At 59.1% G+C, this 17999-nt stretch carries 15 protein-coding genes; 2 read left to right on the top strand and 13 right to left on the bottom strand.

Annotated features, from left to right (window positions below):
* Positions 1–30: 30 nt before the first annotated feature.
* Entirely contained in the window at positions 31–1110 is a 1080-nt protein-coding gene (locus tag HZZ01_RS17225) for a porin (protein WP_304622177.1), read from the top strand.
* A 147-nt stretch (positions 1111–1257) separates the two neighbouring features.
* Here HZZ01_RS17225 and HZZ01_RS17220 read toward each other — a convergent pair whose 3' ends face one another.
* From HZZ01_RS17220 to HZZ01_RS17205, 4 genes are all read right to left on the bottom strand, one after another.
* Positions 1258–2154, bottom strand: a complete 897-nt coding sequence (locus HZZ01_RS17220; protein WP_179898743.1) for an alpha/beta hydrolase — start codon at positions 2152–2154, stop codon at positions 1258–1260.
* Positions 2155–2322: 168 nt separating this feature from the next.
* The gene (locus HZZ01_RS17215) at positions 2323–2667 is read right to left on the bottom strand and encodes a hypothetical protein (RefSeq protein WP_179898742.1); all 345 of its coding nucleotides are present in this window, start codon (positions 2665–2667) and stop codon (positions 2323–2325) included.
* Positions 2668–2689: 22 nt separating this feature from the next.
* Complete coding sequence (locus HZZ01_RS17210; protein ID WP_179898741.1) at positions 2690–4036, bottom strand: sodium:proton antiporter; 1347 nt, start codon at positions 4034–4036, stop codon at positions 2690–2692.
* A gap of 61 nt (positions 4037–4097) precedes the next feature.
* Complete coding sequence (locus HZZ01_RS17205) at positions 4098–5300, bottom strand: MFS transporter (RefSeq protein ID WP_179898740.1); 1203 nt, start codon at positions 5298–5300, stop codon at positions 4098–4100.
* A 93-nt stretch (positions 5301–5393) separates the two neighbouring features.
* Between HZZ01_RS17205 and HZZ01_RS17200 the strand changes: the two genes are divergently transcribed.
* The gene (locus HZZ01_RS17200; protein ID WP_179898739.1) at positions 5394–6362 is read left to right on the top strand and encodes a LysR family transcriptional regulator; all 969 of its coding nucleotides are present in this window, start codon (positions 5394–5396) and stop codon (positions 6360–6362) included.
* Positions 6363–6396: 34 nt separating this feature from the next.
* On the opposite strand, the gene HZZ01_RS17195 is transcribed toward HZZ01_RS17200, so the two are convergent.
* The 9 genes from HZZ01_RS17195 to HZZ01_RS17155 form a co-directional block, all read right to left on the bottom strand.
* Entirely contained in the window at positions 6397–6900 is a 504-nt protein-coding gene (locus HZZ01_RS17195) for a TIGR00645 family protein (protein WP_136199029.1), read from the bottom strand.
* A 54-nt stretch (positions 6901–6954) separates the two neighbouring features.
* Positions 6955–9630 (bottom strand): two-component system sensor histidine kinase KdpD, encoded by a 2676-nt coding sequence (gene kdpD / locus HZZ01_RS17190; RefSeq protein ID WP_179898738.1) that lies wholly within the window; start codon positions 9628–9630, stop codon positions 6955–6957.
* 16 nt (positions 9631–9646) lie between these two features.
* Positions 9647–10213, bottom strand: a complete 567-nt coding sequence (kdpC, locus tag HZZ01_RS17185) for a potassium-transporting ATPase subunit KdpC (RefSeq protein WP_179898737.1) — start codon at positions 10211–10213, stop codon at positions 9647–9649.
* A gap of 10 nt (positions 10214–10223) precedes the next feature.
* Positions 10224–12272 (bottom strand): potassium-transporting ATPase subunit KdpB, encoded by a 2049-nt coding sequence (kdpB, locus tag HZZ01_RS17180; RefSeq protein WP_179898736.1) that lies wholly within the window; start codon positions 12270–12272, stop codon positions 10224–10226.
* Complete coding sequence (gene kdpA, locus HZZ01_RS17175) at positions 12269–13957, bottom strand: potassium-transporting ATPase subunit KdpA (RefSeq protein ID WP_179898735.1); 1689 nt, start codon at positions 13955–13957, stop codon at positions 12269–12271. Before kdpA ends, kdpB begins: the two co-directional genes overlap by 4 nt.
* Positions 13957–14046, bottom strand: a complete 90-nt coding sequence (gene kdpF / locus HZZ01_RS17170) for a K(+)-transporting ATPase subunit F (RefSeq protein ID WP_010253443.1) — start codon at positions 14044–14046, stop codon at positions 13957–13959. Before kdpF ends, kdpA begins: the two co-directional genes overlap by 1 nt.
* Before the next feature lie 108 nt (positions 14047–14154).
* Entirely contained in the window at positions 14155–15321 is a 1167-nt protein-coding gene (locus HZZ01_RS17165; RefSeq protein WP_179898734.1) for an HD-GYP domain-containing protein, read from the bottom strand.
* A gap of 159 nt (positions 15322–15480) precedes the next feature.
* Positions 15481–16437 carry a 2-hydroxyacid dehydrogenase gene (locus HZZ01_RS17160; RefSeq protein ID WP_179898733.1) on the bottom strand — a complete coding sequence of 319 codons (957 nt, stop codon included), beginning with the start codon at positions 16435–16437 and terminating at the stop codon, positions 15481–15483.
* Positions 16418–17809 carry an MFS transporter gene (locus tag HZZ01_RS17155; protein ID WP_179898732.1) on the bottom strand — a complete coding sequence of 464 codons (1392 nt, stop codon included), beginning with the start codon at positions 17807–17809 and terminating at the stop codon, positions 16418–16420. The genes HZZ01_RS17160 and HZZ01_RS17155 overlap by 20 nt, the downstream gene beginning before the upstream one ends.
* Positions 17810–17999: the final 190 nt, after the last annotated feature.

Genomic DNA, 17999 nt, shown 5'->3' with positions numbered 1-17999 from the left:
TACTTCAGTTAACTGATAAGGGCAGATGATATGCACAATGAAATAAAAAAAATCGCGCCGTATGCAATGTGTTTTCTGATCTCATTTCCTGCATACTCTTCCGAGATTTATAATAAAAATGGAAATAAGCTCGACCTGTACGGTAAAGTTGATGCGCGCCATGTTTTCTCAGATAATATTGCAGAAGATGGCGACAACTCTTATGCACGACTGGGTTTTAAAGGTGAGACGCAAATTAATGATCAGCTTACCGGTTATGGTCAATGGGAATATAATTTCCAGCTGAATCACAGTGAAGGCGCTAGCGATGCACAAACGGGTAATGCCACACGTTTAGGCTTTGCAGGTCTGAAAATGGTCGACTTCGGCTCGTTCGATTATGGCCGTAGCTTTGGGGTACTGTATGTTGCTTCTGCCTATACGGATATGGCACCGGTCTACGGTTCCGGCACCATGACCACTAACGATAACTTCCTGTCAAAACGCTCAACCGGCCTCGCGACATGGCACTCTCCGGACTGGGGTGGATTAAAGCTAACCCTGCAGTATCAAGGGAAAAATGACCGCGCAACCGCCAGACTGGCTAACGGGGATGGTTACGGTGCTGGCCTGACTTACAGCATTACCGATGGGCTGAGCATTGCGGCGGCAGGGATGAAAGCAAAACGGACGCTGACTCAGCAAGCTGACGGACAGGGAGACGAAGCCACCGCCTGGGTAACCTCTGCAAAATATGATGCCAGCCAGATCTATCTGGCCGCAATGTATGGCGAAGCCAATGACGTTACGCCTTATGGGCAGCTGGCACAGGTCGCCGACAAAACCCATAACGTTGAAGCGATTGCGCAGTACCAGTTCCTGAACGGTTTGCGCCCTTCTGTGGGTTTTGTTACCCAGCGTGGCGAAAACCTGCAGGGCGCAGGGAATTTTGCCGGGGGCAACGAGACGATGCAGAAATATATTGCAGTGGGCACCTATTACTATTTCAACAAGAACATGCTGACCTACGTGGACTACCGCATTAACTTGCTGAAGGAAAATGACTTTACGCGTGCCACCGGCATTACGACGAAAAACAGTATCGGCATGGGCCTGACCTATCAGTTCTGACCAGGCTGATCATGTTTTGTGCGGTATTGCTTCTGTCCTGAAAATCGCTAATTTAGCGAGGCTGGCTAATGCCGGCTTTTTTATGTCAGCCGCATGGGAAATGATAACAGGGCTGCGGAGTGCAGCGACGCACCGCGCCAGTGCAACTCAGCTCACCTGATCCAGCCAGCGCACATACGCCTGATCCCACAGGGCTGCCGGGCTGCCCGCCTTGCCAAGACCAAACCCATGTCCGCCTTTGCTGATCTGAATCAGTTCAACCGGCACGCGGTTACGGCGACAGGTGTCGCGCATCAGTTCGGTGTTAAACGGATTGGAGGTGTGATCGTCCTCGGCCTGCGCCAGAAACGTTGGCGGATACTTTCGGGTTACATAGTTCTGCACTGACCAGTTCGCCTCATCCTGCGGCGTGGCATTTTTACCGACCATCATCAGATGGGTATTGGTGTGCTGATAAGGCGCTTCCAGCGTAATGACCGGATAGATCAGGCCAACGCTGTCAACTTTCGGCACCACTTCATCCAGCGGGTCGATGGCCGGATACGATTCAAAATCCGGCCGTGCCGCCGCCATCCCCAGCAGATGCCCACCGGCCGAGAAGCCCAGTACGTGCACCTTGCGCTCAAAGGATCGCACCAGCCGGATGGCACGCTGCGCATCCTGCAGCGGCGCCAGCCGACCCGCCTGCCACTTCTCATGCGGCAACCGGTAGCTGAGCACATAGGCGGTATAGCCATTGGCATTGAGCCAGCGCGCGACCGGCCAGGCTTCACGTCCCATGCCGATCCAGCGATAACCGCCGCCAGCGGCAATTAATACCGCTTCACCATTCGGATTTTCCGGTTTAAACCGCTGAATTGCCGGGCTGACGATATTTGACCAGGAACCCGTGCTGTTAATCTTCAACTGGCCGGATGGGCCGCCGCCGCCGGGCGGATCATCCGGCCAGAGGGGAATAATGTCATCGCGGGCAAATAATTTGCCGGTGGTCATGGAGAGCCCGAGCGCTCCCGTGCCGAGTATAAAGCGTCGACGCGTAATCATAATGCCTGTTTTGTGAAGCCCGAAGTGTCAGCAAACCGGTGCGGCAGGCTGCAGAAGAATGAATCAATGCAAGTCTGGTGCCATGGGTGGCGATTATGTACGCAATCGAGTGTCAAAAGCCATAAAAAAACGCGCCCGGCAGGCGCGTTTTTATCTCATTCAGGGTGGTTAATCTTCCTGCTGGAACTGCGCCATGACGGCCTGCTCACACTGCTGTTCGTTGACGCGCAGTTTGGCACGCTCATCGTCACCCAGTTGCAGCCAGGCACTGGCCACTTCACGCGCGGACTCTTCATCAAATTCGGGCTGATTCATCGCCGATGATGACTGACTGCGCGCCACTGAAGATTTCATCTGTTCAACATATTGATCCGCACTCGCGACCTTTTTTTCGCCGCTGACAATGTGGCACAGCTGACTGGCGTAAACATTCTGCTCGGTGTCAGTGTCGTCCGCCGCCAGCGCGCTGCCGGTGGCGAGGATGCTCAGCAGCACTATCTGAGTCACTTTCATTCTTAACTCCTGTTTGTTCGGGTTATACCTTGCGCTGAAGGGCTTCAAGGCGCTTCTGACGCCAGTTCAGCAGCGGCGTCACGGTGGTGCCGTGAACCACCACGCTGCAGACCACCAGCGTTAACGCCATATTCGTCATGATTTCCATCTGCGGGCCTTGCATGCCGTGCGTCCAGGCATAGGCGATATAGTTCAGGCTGCCAATTCCCCGGATACCCAGCCAGCCAATCAGCAGACGCTGCCCCAGCGGGAGTCCGGCGCGTACTGTCACCAGCCACACGGCCAGCGGTCGCACCACCGCAAACAGCACCAGGCCAATCAGCACGCCATAGATATTCCAGTGCTGCGCCAGTGTGACGCCCAGCACCACCATCATGCCAGCCGCCAGTAAACGTTCAATAGTATCGCCAAAAGAGAGGGCGTCGCCTACTACAAACCCAATCGACTTCACCATATTGTTGTCGCCCTGATGCGCCAGTCGTTTGTTAGGATTCACCAGCGCCTCAGACGGCAACACACGCTCGTCGTCAGAGAGATCGTCAGGCTGATGGCGACGAAACACGCCCAGCTCGGCACGGCGTAACCCCAGTCCGGCGGCGAAGGCGGCCAGGAAGCCGGAGGCACCCAGGTATTCCACCAGCGCATAACTTAGCGCAATCAGCGCCAGCGCCAGAAAATCATTGGGCGCAACGTCGCCATTAGCATTGCGCAGTCGGGTTGCCAGCATGCCGATTAACTGTCCCAGAACAAACCCGATAACAAGACCGCCACCAATTGCCCAGAGCACCTCGACTGCACCCCAGTGGGCCAGCATCGCCCCACTCAGGCTTTCACCATTGAACAGCAGCAGCGCCAGCATCAGCAGGGGTAATGCGGAGCCATCGTTCATGCCCGCCTCGCTGGAGATCGCCACCCGCAGCGAATCATCATCCTGCGCATCGTTGACCGAGATTAAACTCGCCAGCACCGGATCGGTCGGCGCGACAATCGCCCCAAACGCCAGCGCTATCGGCCAGTCTAATCCCACCAGGAAGTGTGCCAGCAGGGTCATTGCGCCGACGGTGAGCAGCATGGCGGGAAAAGCCAGTTTCAGCCCGGTGTGCCAGCAGTTGTTCTGCAGCGGCTGACGCAGCTTGAGGCCGGTGATAAACAGCGAGGCCGCCATGGTGATTTCAGTAATATGGGCCACGGCTTCGGAATGGGTGACGATATCAAGGTGGATAACATCAAATCCCCACGGGCCGCACAGCATGCCCGCGATAAGGAACAGACCAAATGAGGTCACTGGCCCCCGGTGAATCCAACCGGAAGCCAGCGACATCAGCAGCAGGAGGCCGCCCGTCGCTGCTGTCCAGGCTAAAAAGTTCATAATACTCCACAATATTTTGGGTTTATGAATAAGCCTGGCACATTTTTTGACGGGCGAGGTGTCAGTTTTTCAGGTGACGGCTGGCGAAGCGGACCGCAAGAGCAGCTGCACCGGCTAAGGTGGCGAGCGCAACCACACCATTCCAGCCCCAGTGAGCCAGCGCCAGACTGCCCAGCGCCGCACCGGTGGCCATACCGATGAACACCACGGTAAACAGCAGGGCATTCAGGCGACTGCGCGCTTCCGGCGCCAGGCCATAAACCAGCGTCTGATGCGCCACCAGCGTGGCCTGTACGCCTAAATCAAAGCCGATGGTACAAACGACTATCAGCGCCAGCTGCGCCGGCATCGGCAGTAGCGGCAGCAGGAACATCAGCGCAAAGGAGATTGTCACCAGCGCGGCACCGGCCTGCGTAACCCTTGCCGGACCAATGCGGTCAGCAAAGCTGCCTGCCAGCGGTGCCGCCATGGCACCCGCTGCACCGGCTAAACCAAAGGCGCCGGCCACCGCACTGTCCAGATGAAAGCGGTCGCTGAGCATTAACGCCAGCGTCGACCAGAAGGCGCTGAAGGCCACAGAGAGCAGCCCCTGAGCCAGCGCGGCGCGGCGCAGCGTCTGATGGTGACGCCACAGATGCACCAGCGACAGCAACAGCCGCGGATAGCTCACCGAGGTGCCGGGTGCGAAGCGCGGCAGGACCCGCCACAGCGTCAGCGTAATCAGCAGCACCGCCAGCGCGGCGATCATGTACATGGTGCGCCAGCCGAAATACTCCGCCACCACTCCGCTGACCACCCGCGATAACAGGATGCCGACCAGCAGCCCGGTCATCACCGTGCCGACTATTTTACCCCGGCTGCGTTCCGGGGCCAGGGCCGCCGACGCGGGCACAATATCCTGCGCCACCGTGGCGGTCAGGCCGGTGATAAAGCTGGCAACCAGCAGCGCGCTGAGTCCACCGGAAAAACCACACAGCAGCAGCGCCGCTACCAGCAATAAGCCTTTAATAAAGATAATGGTGCGGCGGTCATGGCGATCGCCCAGCGGGGCCAGCAGCAGAATACCCAGCGCATAGCCCGCCTGGGTCAGCATCGGCACCATGCCAACTGCGCCAATGCCGGCATTAAACTGCTTGCTGATGATATCCAGCATCGGCTGGCTGTAGTAAATCGACGCAACGCTGAGTCCGGCACCGGCGGCCAGAGTAAACACCAGTGGCGTAGAGAGCGTTTCATTTTGAGTCTGGGTTTGTATGGCTGACATGCTGTAATCCTCATCAATTCGTACCACCATTAAAGCGCATCGCGGTTATACGCGGTAGACTAACATCAGGCAAAACCATTATGCGTGGTACGTATGAACAACCCTAACAGCAGCGATCGCATCGACCTGATGCAGACATTTATCCGTATCGTCGAGAGCGGCAGCTTATCCGCCGCTGCCGCCCAGCTCGGTACGACACAGCCCACCGTCAGCCGTCGGCTACAGACCCTGGAGCAGCGGCTGGGGCTGAAGCTGATCCTGCGCACCACGCATGCGCTGAAGCTCACTGATGATGGCGAACGCTGCTACGCCCAGGCGCGACAGCTGCTGGCGACCTGGCATGCGCTGGAAGATGAACTGACCGGTGCCAGCGCCGATCCGGTCGGTACGCTGCGGGTTCGTGCCCCGCACGCCTTTGGTCAGGATCAGCTCATCGCCCCGCTGGTGGACTACCTGCACCGCTATCCCCGGCTCAACATTGAGTGGATGCTGAATGACCGTACGCCCGACTTTATGGCGGAGAATGTCGACTGCGCTATCCAGGTCGGCGCACCCACCGATCCCTCAGTGGTGGCGATTCTGCTGGCCGAAGTGCCGCGCATTGTGGTGGCGGCCCCGCACCTGCTGGCGCAGCATCCGCCCATAGAGCAGATTGAACAGCTGCGCGATCTGCCGTGGCTGGCACTGACCAGTTTTTACCGTAACGAAGTGGCGTTGCAGAAGATTGACGATGGCCAGCCGGTGAATCTGGCGATTACCCCCCGGCTGAGCAGCGACAGTTTATATGCGGTGCGCAAAGCGGCACTGGCGGGGATGGGTGCTGCGATCGTCTCGTCCTGGGCGGTGCAGGAAGATCTGGCGAATGGCGGCCTGGTTCAGCTGATGCCTGCGTGGCAGGCACCGCCGCTGCCGGTGTGGCTGACCTATCCCTGGGCGAGTTACTACCCGGCCAGGCTGCAACACTTCTTTGCCATGATTAAAGAGGTCATGCCGCAACTGGCGGGCACACGCCCGGCCTCGAAGCCGGAAGGTCATTCGGGGGGATCAGAACGGAAAGGATAAAGCAGGCGCCCGCGTCAGCGGGCAGCCAGAAGGGTTACTTCGGTTTTTTGTCGGCGCGCGACATTTGATCCAGCCAGCCCATGACAAAGGCAGAGAGCACAAAGGTCAGGTGGATAATCACGTACCACATCAGTTTGTCGTTTTCGACGTTGCGCGCTTCCATAAACACCCGCAGCAGGTGAATCGAGGAGATGGCGACAATGGAGGCAGCGACTTTGTTTTTCAGCGAGCCGGAGTCCATCTTGCCCAGCCAGCTCAGCTTCTCTTTGTCTTCGTCGATATCGAGCTTAGAGATAAAGTTTTCATAACCCGACAGCATCACCATCACCAGCAGACCGCCAACCAGCGTCATGTCCACCAGCGACAGCAGCAGCAGGATCAGATCGTTTTCCGCAATGCTGAAAATGTTGGGCAGCAGGTGGAAAATTTCCTGGAAAAATTTAATGGTCAGCGCCAGCAATCCCAGCGAAAGTCCAATGTAAACCGGGGCCAGCAACCAGCGCGATGCATACATCAGGTTTTCGGTAAAACGTTCCATACAATCCCACGAATAATCAAACAGGTCCGGCAGTATAACCGATCAACTGTGAAGTTATTTCAGCCCTTCGTCAGAAATTTCAGGGGCGGGCGGCAGCGGCAGCGAGAGACGAAATGCGGCGCCACCTTCGGGCCGGTTTTCGGCCCAGATCTGGCCACCGTGACTCTCGATAATGGTTTTACAGATCGCCAGACCCAGCCCGACGCCCGGCACCGCCGACTCTTTATTGCCGCGCCAGAACTTATCGAATATCCGGGTTAAGTCGTCTTCGGCAATGCCCGGCCCGCTGTCCCAGACCGCCATCTCCAGCCGTGTTGCTGCCCGCCAGGCGCGGATGCCGCGTGGTGCGCTGTTACCGGCATATTTCAGGCTGTTTTCAATCAGGTTAGTGAAGACCCGCTCCAGCAGTGTGCTGTCGCCTTTGATCAGCACGATATCATCCGGCAGATCGAGCTGGACCTCATGCCCTTTCAGCGACGGAGCCATGCTGCTCAGCGCGCCGCCGATCACCTCTTCCAGCGCCAGCCACTCTTCCCGCAGATTGAGGCCGCCCGACTGAATGCGCGCCATATCCAGCATGTTGCTCACCAGCCGGATGGTGCTCAGCGTCTGCTCGCGGATCTGGCTCGCCTGTGGCACATATTTTGAGTTGTCGCTGGCCAGGTCGAGCATCAGCATCTCCGCCTGGCCGAATAGCACAGTCAGCGGCGTGCGAAGGTCGTGAGACAGCGCCGACAGCAGCGCATTGCGCAGCTGTTCACGCTCAGCCGAGAGACGGGAGGCCGCCTCGCTGTGCGACAGCGCTATCCGCTCCAGGGCGTTGGCGATCAATACGGTAAAGGTCTCTACCAGCCGCTGCTGTTCGGGGATCATCAGCTGACGCAGGTTCTGCGGCTCCACCACCAGTAAACCCCGGCAGTGCGCGCCGCTTTTCAGCGGCAGGATCTGATAAGGCACCGCCGGTAAGGTATCGGTGCCCGCGCCCGCAGGCTGGCCTTTGCTGTAACTCCATTTCGCAATCGCGCGATCCGGCTCGCTGGCCGGTAACGCATCACCCACCGGCTTCAGCTCGCCCTCATCATCCGGCAGCAGCAACAGGCAGCGCGCCTGTAACGTGGCGTCGAGCACCCGCTGGCTGGTGGCGGCAATATCCTGCGGCGTTAACGCGCTGCCCAGCGATTTCGCCATCTCATAGAGCTGGCGCGCCCGCTGCTCGCGGTAGCGCGCCACCCGCGCCTGATAGCGTACGCCTGCCGTGAGATTGCCGACAATGACACCTACAGCCAGCATCACACCAAAGGTCACCAGATATTGCAGATCGGAGACGGCCACCGTGCCGGTGGGCGCCACAAAGAAGAGATCGAAGGCAATGATATTCATCACCGTGGCGATCACCGACGGCCAGCGGCCATAGCGCAGCGCCACGATCACCACTGCAAGCAGATAGATCATCACGCAGTTGGCGGGATCGAAATTGATCAGCACCGACTGTCCGGCTGCGGTGACAACGATGCAGAGCACCAGCGCCATCATCACGCCGCGCAGCTGAATACGCCATTTTTCGCTGGTAACACGGCCATCCGGCAGCGGATGCGGCGCATCCTTCAGCGGTTCATCCAGCGCGACGACCAGCAGGTCAAGATCCGGACCCAGCTGGCCCAGCCGTTCGGCAAAACTGTCACGCCGCCAGCGCCGCAGCGGGCGACGGCCGGTGACGATTTTGCCCAGATTGTGTTCGCGGGCATAGCCCAGTACCGCTTCCGCTTCATCCGGTTCAGAGAGGGTGGCCGTTTCCGCGCCCAGCTCCTGCGCCAGCTGTAAGGTGCGCAGAATCGCCCGTCGCCGCGCTTCCGGCAGCCGGTTGAGCCGGGGCGTTTCGACATAGACCGCGTGCCATTCACTGCCGAGTCGCGCCGCCAGCCGGGCAGCGGTTCGGACCAGCTTTTCACTGCCGCTGTCGTCACCAATGCAGAGCAGAATGGCATCGCGGGTGTGCCAGACGCGCTCCCGTCCCTGCTGATCGCGCCAGGCGCGCATCTGATCATCGACCCGGTCGGCGGTGCGGCGCAGAGCCAGTTCACGCAGGGCGAATAGGTTACCTTTGCGGAAAAAGTTTTCGATGGCGCGCTCCGCGCGGTCACCAATGTACACTTTGCCTTCTTTCAGTCGCTGCCGCAGATCGTCGGGCGGCAGATCGACCAGCACCACTTCATCGGCGCTATCGAAAAAGGGGTCGGGCACGGTTTCGCGTACCTGGATACCGGTGACGCCGCCAACCACATCGTTGAGGCTCTCCAGGTGCTGAACGTTGACGGTGGTCAGGACATCAATGCCTGCTTCCAGCAGCTCCTCGATATCCTGCCAGCGCTTGGGATGGCGTGAGCCCTTTACGTTGGTGTGCGCCAGTTCATCCATCAGGATCACCGCCGGATGGCGGGCCAGTGCGGCATCGAGATCAAACTCCGCATGACGCGAACGGCCGGTCGCGCGACGCGGCAGCAGGGTTAATCCTGTCAGCAACTGTGCGGTTTCCGGCCGATCATGCGTCTCTACCACGCCGATCAGTACATCCAGACCCTGCGCACGCAGCCGCTGTGCCTCCTGCAGCATGGCGTAGGTTTTGCCCACGCCAGCACAGGCACCAAAGTAAATTTTCAGCTGGCCGCGATGTGTTTCGCGGTTAGCCTGCAGCAGTGCGTCGGGATCGGGACGCTGGGGTTCGTGGTTCATCGCTTCCTTAACACCCTTACAGTTCGTTGAGCGCCATATTCAGCTGCAACACGTTGAGCGTCGGTGTGCCGAGGAATGGCATCAGTGGACGATGCGTCATCTTTTCAATCAGCGCCTCGACCTGCGCCACCGGCACCCTGCGGCTGGCAGCGACGCGTGGCGCCTGCCAGAGAGCAGCCTGTGGCGAGATATCCGGATCCAGCCCGCTGGCTGAGGCGGTGACCAGCTCAACCGGCACGGCGGCCGGTGCCTGCGGATTGGCGGCCCGGAGCGCAGTGACGCGGTCGGCTACCGCTTTATCCTGCGCCGGGTTGCTGGCGGCCATATTGCTGCCGCCTGAGGAGAGCGGGTTATAGGGTTTATCACCTGTCGCTGAAGGACGGCCCCAGAAATAGCCGGGCTGGGTAAAGTTCTGGCCAATCAGCACTGACCCGCGCGCCACGCCATGATCCTCCAGCAACGAGCCGCTGGACTGGGACGGAAACAGCCACTGCGCCAGACCGGTGGTGAGCAAAGGATAAACCACACCGGTGACAAGCGTAAGCAGCAACAACAGTAAAATTGCCGGACGTAACTGACTCATTTTTCTCTCCTCAGGCCATGCCTGAAAACACTAACAGCAGATCGATCGCTTTGATGCCGATAAACGGCACCAGCAGGCCACCCAGCCCGTAAACCAGCAGGTTGCGGCGCAGCAGCGCAGCCGCACTCAGTGGGCGGTAGCTGACGCCTTTCAGGGCCAGCGGGATCAGGAAGACAATTACCAGGGCGTTAAAGATCACCGCCGACAGGATTGCGCTGGCAGGCGAGTGCAGATGCATCACGTTGAGCATGTTGAGCTGCGGATAGGTCGCCGCAAACGCCGCCGGAATAATGGCGAAATATTTCGCCACGTCATTGGCAATACTGAAGGTGGTCAGTGAACCGCGCGTCATCAGCATCTGTTTACCGATGTGCACCACTTCCAGCAGCTTGGTCGGGTTCGAGTCGAGGTCGACCATGTTGCCCGCCTCTTTCGCCGCCTGGGTACCGGAGTTCATCGCCACCGCCACATCCGCCTGCGCCAGTGCTGGCGCATCATTGGTGCCGTCACCGGTCATCGCCACTAAACGCCCTTCTGCCTGATACTGGCGGATTAGCGCCAGTTTGGCTTCCGGCGTGGCTTCTGACAGGAAGTCATCCACGCCCGCTTCTGCGGCAATCGCCGCGGCGGTCAGCGGGTTATCACCGGTGATCATCACCGTTTTAATGCCCATTTTGCGCAGTTCGGCAAAACGCTCTTTGATGCCGCCTTTCACGATATCTTTCAGCGCCACCACGCCCAGCACGTTCGCGCCCTCCGACACCACCAGCGGTGTGCCGCCACTGCGTGCCACCTCTTCCACCTGGGCATTCACTTCGGCAGGGAAACGGCCGTGGTTCGCTTCGATATGGCGACGAACGGCATCGACGGCACCTTTGCGGATCAACCGATCCTGCACGTTCACGCCACTCATGCGGGTCTGGGCGGAGAACGGAATAAAGCTGGCACCCATGCTGCTGAGATCGCGCTCACGCAGATTAAATCGCTGTTTTGCCAGCACCACGATGCTGCGGCCTTCCGGCGTCTCATCGGCCAGCGAGGCGAGCTGCGCGGCGTCGGCCAGCTGCTCTTCGCTGACGCCCGGCGCGGGCATGAACTGGGTCGCCTGGCGGTTACCCAGCGTGATGGTGCCGGTTTTGTCCAGCATCAGCACATCCACATCCCCGGCGGCTTCCACCGCACGTCCACTGGTCGCAATGACGTTAGCGCCCAGCATGCGGCTCATCCCCGCCACACCAATCGCCGACAGCAGGCCGCCGATCGTGGTCGGGATCAGACAGACCAGCAGTGCCACCAGTACCGTGACGCTGACCGGCGTGCCGCCCCAGGCCGAGAACGGCCAGAGCGTCACGGTCGCCAGCAGGAACACGATAGTCAGTGATACCAGCAGAATAGTCAGCGCGATCTCATTCGGGGTTTTGCGGCGTTTCGCGCCTTCCACCATGGCGATCATCCGGTCAAGGAAGGTTTCGCCCGGGTTGGCGCTACAGGTGATCACCAGCCAGTCAGAGAGAATACGCGTACCCCCCGTCACAGAGGCGAAGTCACCTCCTGACTCACGGATGACCGGTGCAGATTCACCGGTAATGGCGCTCTCATCGACAGAGGCCCCGCCTTCCATCACTTCGCCATCACAGGGAATGATATCGCCCGCTTCCACCAGCACCGCGTCGCCTTTGCGCAGCTCATCGGCACTGACCTGCTGCCACCCGGCACCATAGCGCGCCGATGACAGTTTTTTGGCAAAGCTGGTCTTCTTGACCCCTTTCAGGCTGCTCGCCTGGGCCTTACTGCGCCCTTCTGCCAGCGCCTCTGCCAGGTTGGCGAACAGCACGGTAAACCAGAGCCAGACCGCAATCGAGCCAGTAAAGCTGGCGCTGCCGCTGATACGTCCGGTCAGCATCGCCAGCGCCAGCAGCGAGGTCAGGATGCTGCCGAGGTAGACCACAAACATCACCGGGTTACGGAACTGTACCCGGGGATCGAGCTTTTTCACTGCATCCCAGGCCGAGGTACGCAGCAGGGCTGCGTCAAATAACGCCTGTTGTTGACGACTCATGAGGATTGTCCCTGAACAAGTTGCAGATGCTCAGCCACCGGGCCCAGCGCCAGAGCAGGAATAAAGGTCAGTGCACCCACCAGCAGCACGGTGCCGATCAGCAGTGCAATAAACAGCGGACCGTGGGTTGGCAGCGTGCCGTTCCCTACCGGCTGCACTTTTTTCACCGCCATCGCACCGGCAATGGCCATCACCGGAATGATGATGCCGAAGCGACCCAGCAGCATGCAGGCAGCCAGTAACAGGTTCCAGAACGGCGTGTTCGCACTCAGTCCGGCAAAGGCACTGCCGTTGTTGTTAGCTGCCGAAGAGACCGCGTAGAGCACTTCACTGAAGCCGTGAGTGCCGGGGTTTGCCATCGCGCTGCGTCCGGCGTCGGTTATCATCGCCAGGGCGGTGCCGATCAGCACCAGCGCCGGGGTGACCAGAATCGCCAGCGCGGTCATTTTCATCTCCCATACATCGACTTTTTTGCCCAGGAACTCCGGGGTACGGCCAATCATCAGTCCGGCGATAAACACCGCCAGCAGCACAAACAGCAGCATGCCGTAGAGACCGGCACCAACGCCGCCAAACACCACTTCACCCAGCTGCATCAGCCACATCGGCACCATGCCGCCCAGCGCGGTAAAGGAGTCATGCATGGCATTGACCGCACCGCAGGAGGCCGCAGTGGTGATGACCGCAAACAGGCTGCTGTTAAGAATGCCAAAGCGCGTCTCTTTGCCTTCCATATTGACGGCGCTGTCAGCACCTAGCTGGAGGAAGTGCGGGTTGCCCTGCAGTTCGGCCCACATCACGACCGATACCGCCGCCACAAACATCAGCGTCATCGCCCACAGCAACATGTGGCCCTGACGACGGTCACGCACGCTTTCGCCAAACGCGAAACAGAGCGCCGCCGGAATCAGGAAGATGCTCAGCATCTGCACCAGGTTGGTCAGCACCGTCGGGTTTTCAAACGGATGAGAGGAGTTGGCGTTAAAGAAGCCGCCACCGTTGGTGCCCAGCATTTTGATCGCTTCCTGCGACGCCACCGGCCCCATCGACAGCGTCTGCTGCACGCCTTCCAGCGTGGAGATGCTGCGATAAGGCGCGAAGTTCTGAATGCTGCCCTGACTGACAAAGAACAGCGCCATCAGCAGGCTGATGGGCAGTAAGACGTAGAGTGTGATGCGCGTCAGGTCGCGCCAGGCGTTACCCAGCGAAGCAGAGCTGCGATTGGCGAAGCCACGGATCAACGCAAAGGCGACGGCGATACCGGTCGCGGCAGAGAGGAAGTTCTGCACCGTCAGGCCCACCATCTGACTGAAATAGCTCAGGGTGCTTTCGCCGCTGTAGGACTGCCAGTTGGTGTTGGTCACGAAGCTCGTGGCGGTGTTGAGCGCCAGATGCCAGCTCAGGCCAGGCAACTGCTGAGGATTCAGCGGCAGTGAGCCCTGCAACAGCAAAATGCCCAGCAGCACCACGAAACCCAGCGCGTTGAACAACAGAATTGCCAGCAGGTAGTGCGGCCAGCGCATGTCCGATGCCTGCGCGCCCAGCAGTCGCCACAGTGGCGCTTCCAGGCGGGCAAACACCGGCTTATCAGCCACTAACGAAGCCAGGCCCCGTCCAAGCGGCTGCGCCAGCACCATCAGCAGCACCAGATAAAATGCGATGAGTAAAAAAGCATTGGCCGCCATCAGAAGGCCTCCGCGTTTAACAGGGCATAGATCAGATAGCCCAGTAACAACACCACCAGCACAATGCCAGTTATTACGCCCACGCTCACAGGAACCTCCAGAGGATTGGATTTATGGCTTAGCTTGCGCGGAGGCGTATAAAGAAGGGGTTAAAATGCAGCGGGCGGGCGTAAAAATAGTGTAAAAATGGCGAAAAATCAGGCGACTTCCAGCGCCCAGATACGATTGAGATCGACGTTACCCCACAGCGTGCTGTCTTCTGCGCCCACAATGCTGTCGGTGCAGAAGCTGTCGCCGAGGTCGAGCTCCTCCGGTTTCACTTCACGCTGGGCATGTAGCGACCAGAAGACATGCACACAGGGACGCATCAGTGATTTTTCGCCCACTTTCACCACCAGCGCCACCCGACCAGAGGCCAGACGCACCAGCGATCCCACCGGATAGATCCCGATAGTACGCACGAAGGTGTGCAGCAGCCCAGGATCAAAATGACCGCGCCAGCTCAGCATCTGGTGCATCGCCTCAGCAGGCGTCCAGCCTTTGCGGTAGGCGCGGGTCGAGGTAACAGCATCATAGACATCACACACTGCCGCCATGCGGGCGTAGAACGAAATCGCCTCGCCTTTCAGGCGGTGCGGATAGCCACTGCCATCATATTTTTCATGATGATGCAGGGCGATATCGAGCAGGTCGTCATCGGCATTGGCTTCTATCAGCATCTGCGTCCCGACCACCGGATGCTCCCGCATCACCCTGAACTCCTCTTCAGTCAGCTTGCCCGCTTTGTTCAGGATCGCCAGCGGCACAGCCGCTTTGCCAACATCGTGCAGTAAACCGCCCATACCCACCCGGCGCAGCTGAATCTCATCCAGTCCGAGCTTTTTGCCCAGCGCGATCATCAGTCCACAGACCGCCATAGAGTGCAGATAGGTGTAGTCATCATGATTTTTCAGCCGTGCCACGCTTAGCATGGCAGAGGGTTCACGCGTGATCGATCCGGCAATTTCATCGACCAGATCCATCATGTAATCGAGCTTCAGGCCGTTACCCAGCCGCGCCTCGTTGAACATCGCCAGCACTTTTGGTTTGCCCTGCTGAAAAATCTGCTGTGCCTGATCCAGTTCCTGAAAAAACGGGGTGCGCCCGATGGTTCGTTTTGCGATCGAGGTGGCGATCGGCGTCTGAACCGATCGATCGAGGTCGATCCAGAGCTGGCGGATCCCTTCACTGCGTAGCGTGGCGATTTGACGTGGATCGGTGATCAGCATTTGATTATGAATGCGCTGGTCTTTTATCCACCAGACCTCCAGCTTGTGGATAAACATCCCTGGACGCAATTCATCAATGGTAATCAGCTTTATCACGCTATCACTCCTTAACATCAGCGGGTGGGATAAGGTGATATCGGCAGCCGGGCAAATTTTCTTCAGGCTGTTTTGTGCGAAGTGTGGTGTCGGGAGTGTGGTCAGAGGAGAGGCCTCCTGCCTCTCTCGTGCTTGCGCATGGCTAAGTCATTGGTGTGGTTACACCACCCGGGTCAGCACCGGCTCACCACGGGCAAAGGCCAGCATGTTCTCAAACACCAGGTCAGCCATCGCTGCCATCGTTTCGCAGGTGCTGCTGGCGATATGCGGCGTAATCACCACATTGTCGCGCTGGCGCAGGGCATCCGGCACCTGCGGCTCCTGTTCAAACACATCCAGCCCGGCACCGGCGATCTGCCCGGTTTCCAGCGCCTTCAGCAGCGCCTGCTGATCGACCACGCTACCGCGTGCGATGTTAATCAGATAGCCCTGCGGTCCCAGCGCCTGCAATACGTCCGCGTTGATAATATGACGCGTCGTGGCACCACCCGGCAGCGTCAGCACCAGAAAATCGGCCTGTTGCGCCAGGGCCACCAGGCTCTCATGCCGGGTATAGGGCACATCAGGCCGTGAACGTGGGTTGTAGTAATGTATCTGCATATCAAACGCCTGCGCGCGCCTGGCCACCGCCTGACCGATATTACCCAGCCCGACAATGCCGCACACCTTGCCGCCGATTTTGCTGCTCAGCGGAAAGCGCCCCTGCTGCCAGTGGCCTGCGCGCGTGAAACGATCGGCCTCACTGATGCGGCGCGCCACATCCAGCAGCAGTGCCATCCCCAGATCCGCGACGCAATCATTCAGCACCTCTGGCGTGTTGGTCACCACAATGCCGCGTGACCGGGCGGCCTCCGTATCAATGCTGTCATACCCGACGCCGTTACTGCAGATCGCTTTCAGGTTGGGTAGCGCGGCGATCAGCGCGGCTGGTGCGCCCATCACCGCGTTGCCGCTGGTGACCAGCATGTCGATATCTGCACCCTGCTCAGCCAGAAAGGCCGCCTCATCATCCGCCTCCCACAGCCGGAACGCGGTAAACGACTGTTCGATATTCTCTATCAGCTGCGGCGGCAGATATTTCCCTTTTATCAGCACCTTACATTGCTTTAAGGCCATCTTCTTTCTCCTGATTGTTATAGGATGCAGGGCGATGGGTCTCTTCGCCGACGCGTTCAATCGGTCCCATCACCAGCAGGAACAGCAGAGCCGCTACCACGCAGTGTGCCGCCACAAACGCCAGTCCGATGCTGTAGCTGCCGGTCAGACCGACGATGATGCCGAATAGCAGCGGCGTGGTGAAACCGGCGATATTGCCGATGCCGTTAAAAATCGACCCCGCCAGACCCACCGCCTCTTTCGGTGCGGTGTCGCTGATCACCGTCCAGGTGCCGGCTCCGGCCGCGATGCCTTTGCCGAAAAAGGCGAAGGACATAATGGCGATGATGCCGCCGTTACCAGGAATGATTGCAGCCAGCACCAGGCTCGACGCCATCAGCATGCCGACGATATAGGGTGTTTTGCGCGCCCAGGAGACGCTCCAGCCTCGGGCGATTAACGTGTCTGACAGGTAACCGCCGCTAATCCCGCCCAGAAAACCAAACAGCGCCGGCGCAACGGTGGCGAATCCCGCTTCCATGATGTTCATGCCGCGCGCCTGCACCAGATAAATGGGAAACCAGGTAATAAAGAAGTAGCTGAGCGCAATGATGCAGTACTGACCGAGATAGGCGCACCACAGCATGCGATTGGTGAGCAGCTTTCTGAACATCGCTTTGCTGACCGGTGGCCGCGCTTTCAGCGTCTGGGCCGCATCAATATCGACCAGCGCACCACCCTCCACGATGTGGCGCAGTTCGCTTTCTGACACGCCGGGGTGATTGCGCGGCTCGCGCATCCAGGCCGCCCAGACAAACACCGCCACCAGACCGATGCCGCCCAGCACAAAGAATGGCCATTCCCAGCCAAAGCGCGACACCAGCCAGCCTGAAAGCGGCGAGAAGATGGCGACGGCGAAATATTGCGCCGAACTGAACAGCGATGAAGCCCGTCCCCGCTCTGCACCCGGGAACCACATAATCACCACGCGTGCATTGGCGGGAAAGCTGGGCGCTTCAATCAATCCCAGCATAAAACGCAGACCAAACATCAGCATCAGCGCGCCGGTCATGCCGCTGGAGAACTCGCCCACGAATCCCATCGCCAGCGTGGACACGGACCAGAGCGCCAGCGTGACGCCATAGACTTTTTTGGCTCCAAAGCGGTCAAGCAACAGTCCGCCGGGGATCTGCCCGATAACATAGGCCCAGCTAAAGGCAGAGAGGATCAATCCGAGCTGGATCGCTGACAGCCCGAACTCTTCTTTGATCGCCGACCCGGAGATCGAGAGGATCGAGCGGTCGGCGTATGCCACCACCGACAGAAACAGGATCAGGCAGAGGATCCCGATGCGGACATGCGTCGTCCGTTGAGGCTTTTGGTCTTTAGGCATGAGCTGAATTCCTTAAAAAGCGGCGGGTTACGCCACGAGGTTTTTTTCAGGAATAACGCTGAGATATCCCGTTTAAGGGAATATAGATAGGCCGCTAACCATTGGTCATTGTGCGGATGTTGAGATCGTCGGGTCCGATTACGCGCTTTTCTGGCAACCGCCACAACTGCCCGTGCGGCGCTGCACAAAA

This window comes from Pantoea sp. WMus005, assembly GCF_013415305.1.
Taxonomy (GTDB): domain Bacteria; phylum Pseudomonadota; class Gammaproteobacteria; order Enterobacterales; family Enterobacteriaceae; genus Pantoea; species Pantoea rara.
This window is presented reverse-complemented; position numbering and strand designations above follow the sequence as displayed.

Bases quoted from the DNA above. Each gene is read 5' to 3' on its own strand.
- HZZ01_RS17225 (WP_304622177.1), top strand. From the start codon at position 31: ATGCACAATGAAATAAAAAAAATCGCGCCGTATGCAATGTGTTTTCTG.
- HZZ01_RS17220 (WP_179898743.1), bottom strand. From the start codon at position 2,154: ATGATTACGCGTCGACGCTTTATACTCGGCACGGGAGCGCTCGGGCTC.
- HZZ01_RS17215 (WP_179898742.1), bottom strand. From the start codon at position 2,667: ATGAAAGTGACTCAGATAGTGCTGCTGAGCATCCTCGCCACCGGCAGC.
- HZZ01_RS17210 (WP_179898741.1), bottom strand. From the start codon at position 4,036: ATGAACTTTTTAGCCTGGACAGCAGCGACGGGCGGCCTCCTGCTGCTG.
- HZZ01_RS17205 (WP_179898740.1), bottom strand. From the start codon at position 5,300: ATGTCAGCCATACAAACCCAGACTCAAAATGAAACGCTCTCTACGCCA.
- HZZ01_RS17200 (WP_179898739.1), top strand. From the start codon at position 5,394: ATGAACAACCCTAACAGCAGCGATCGCATCGACCTGATGCAGACATTT.
- HZZ01_RS17195 (WP_136199029.1), bottom strand. From the start codon at position 6,900: ATGGAACGTTTTACCGAAAACCTGATGTATGCATCGCGCTGGTTGCTG.
- kdpD (WP_179898738.1), bottom strand. From the start codon at position 9,630: ATGAACCACGAACCCCAGCGTCCCGATCCCGACGCACTGCTGCAGGCT.
- kdpC (WP_179898737.1), bottom strand. From the start codon at position 10,213: ATGAGTCAGTTACGTCCGGCAATTTTACTGTTGTTGCTGCTTACGCTT.
- kdpB (WP_179898736.1), bottom strand. From the start codon at position 12,272: ATGAGTCGTCAACAACAGGCGTTATTTGACGCAGCCCTGCTGCGTACC.
- kdpA (WP_179898735.1), bottom strand. From the start codon at position 13,957: ATGGCGGCCAATGCTTTTTTACTCATCGCATTTTATCTGGTGCTGCTG.
- HZZ01_RS17160 (WP_179898733.1), bottom strand. From the start codon at position 16,437: ATGGCCTTAAAGCAATGTAAGGTGCTGATAAAAGGGAAATATCTGCCG.
- HZZ01_RS17155 (WP_179898732.1), bottom strand. From the start codon at position 17,809: ATGCCTAAAGACCAAAAGCCTCAACGGACGACGCATGTCCGCATCGGG.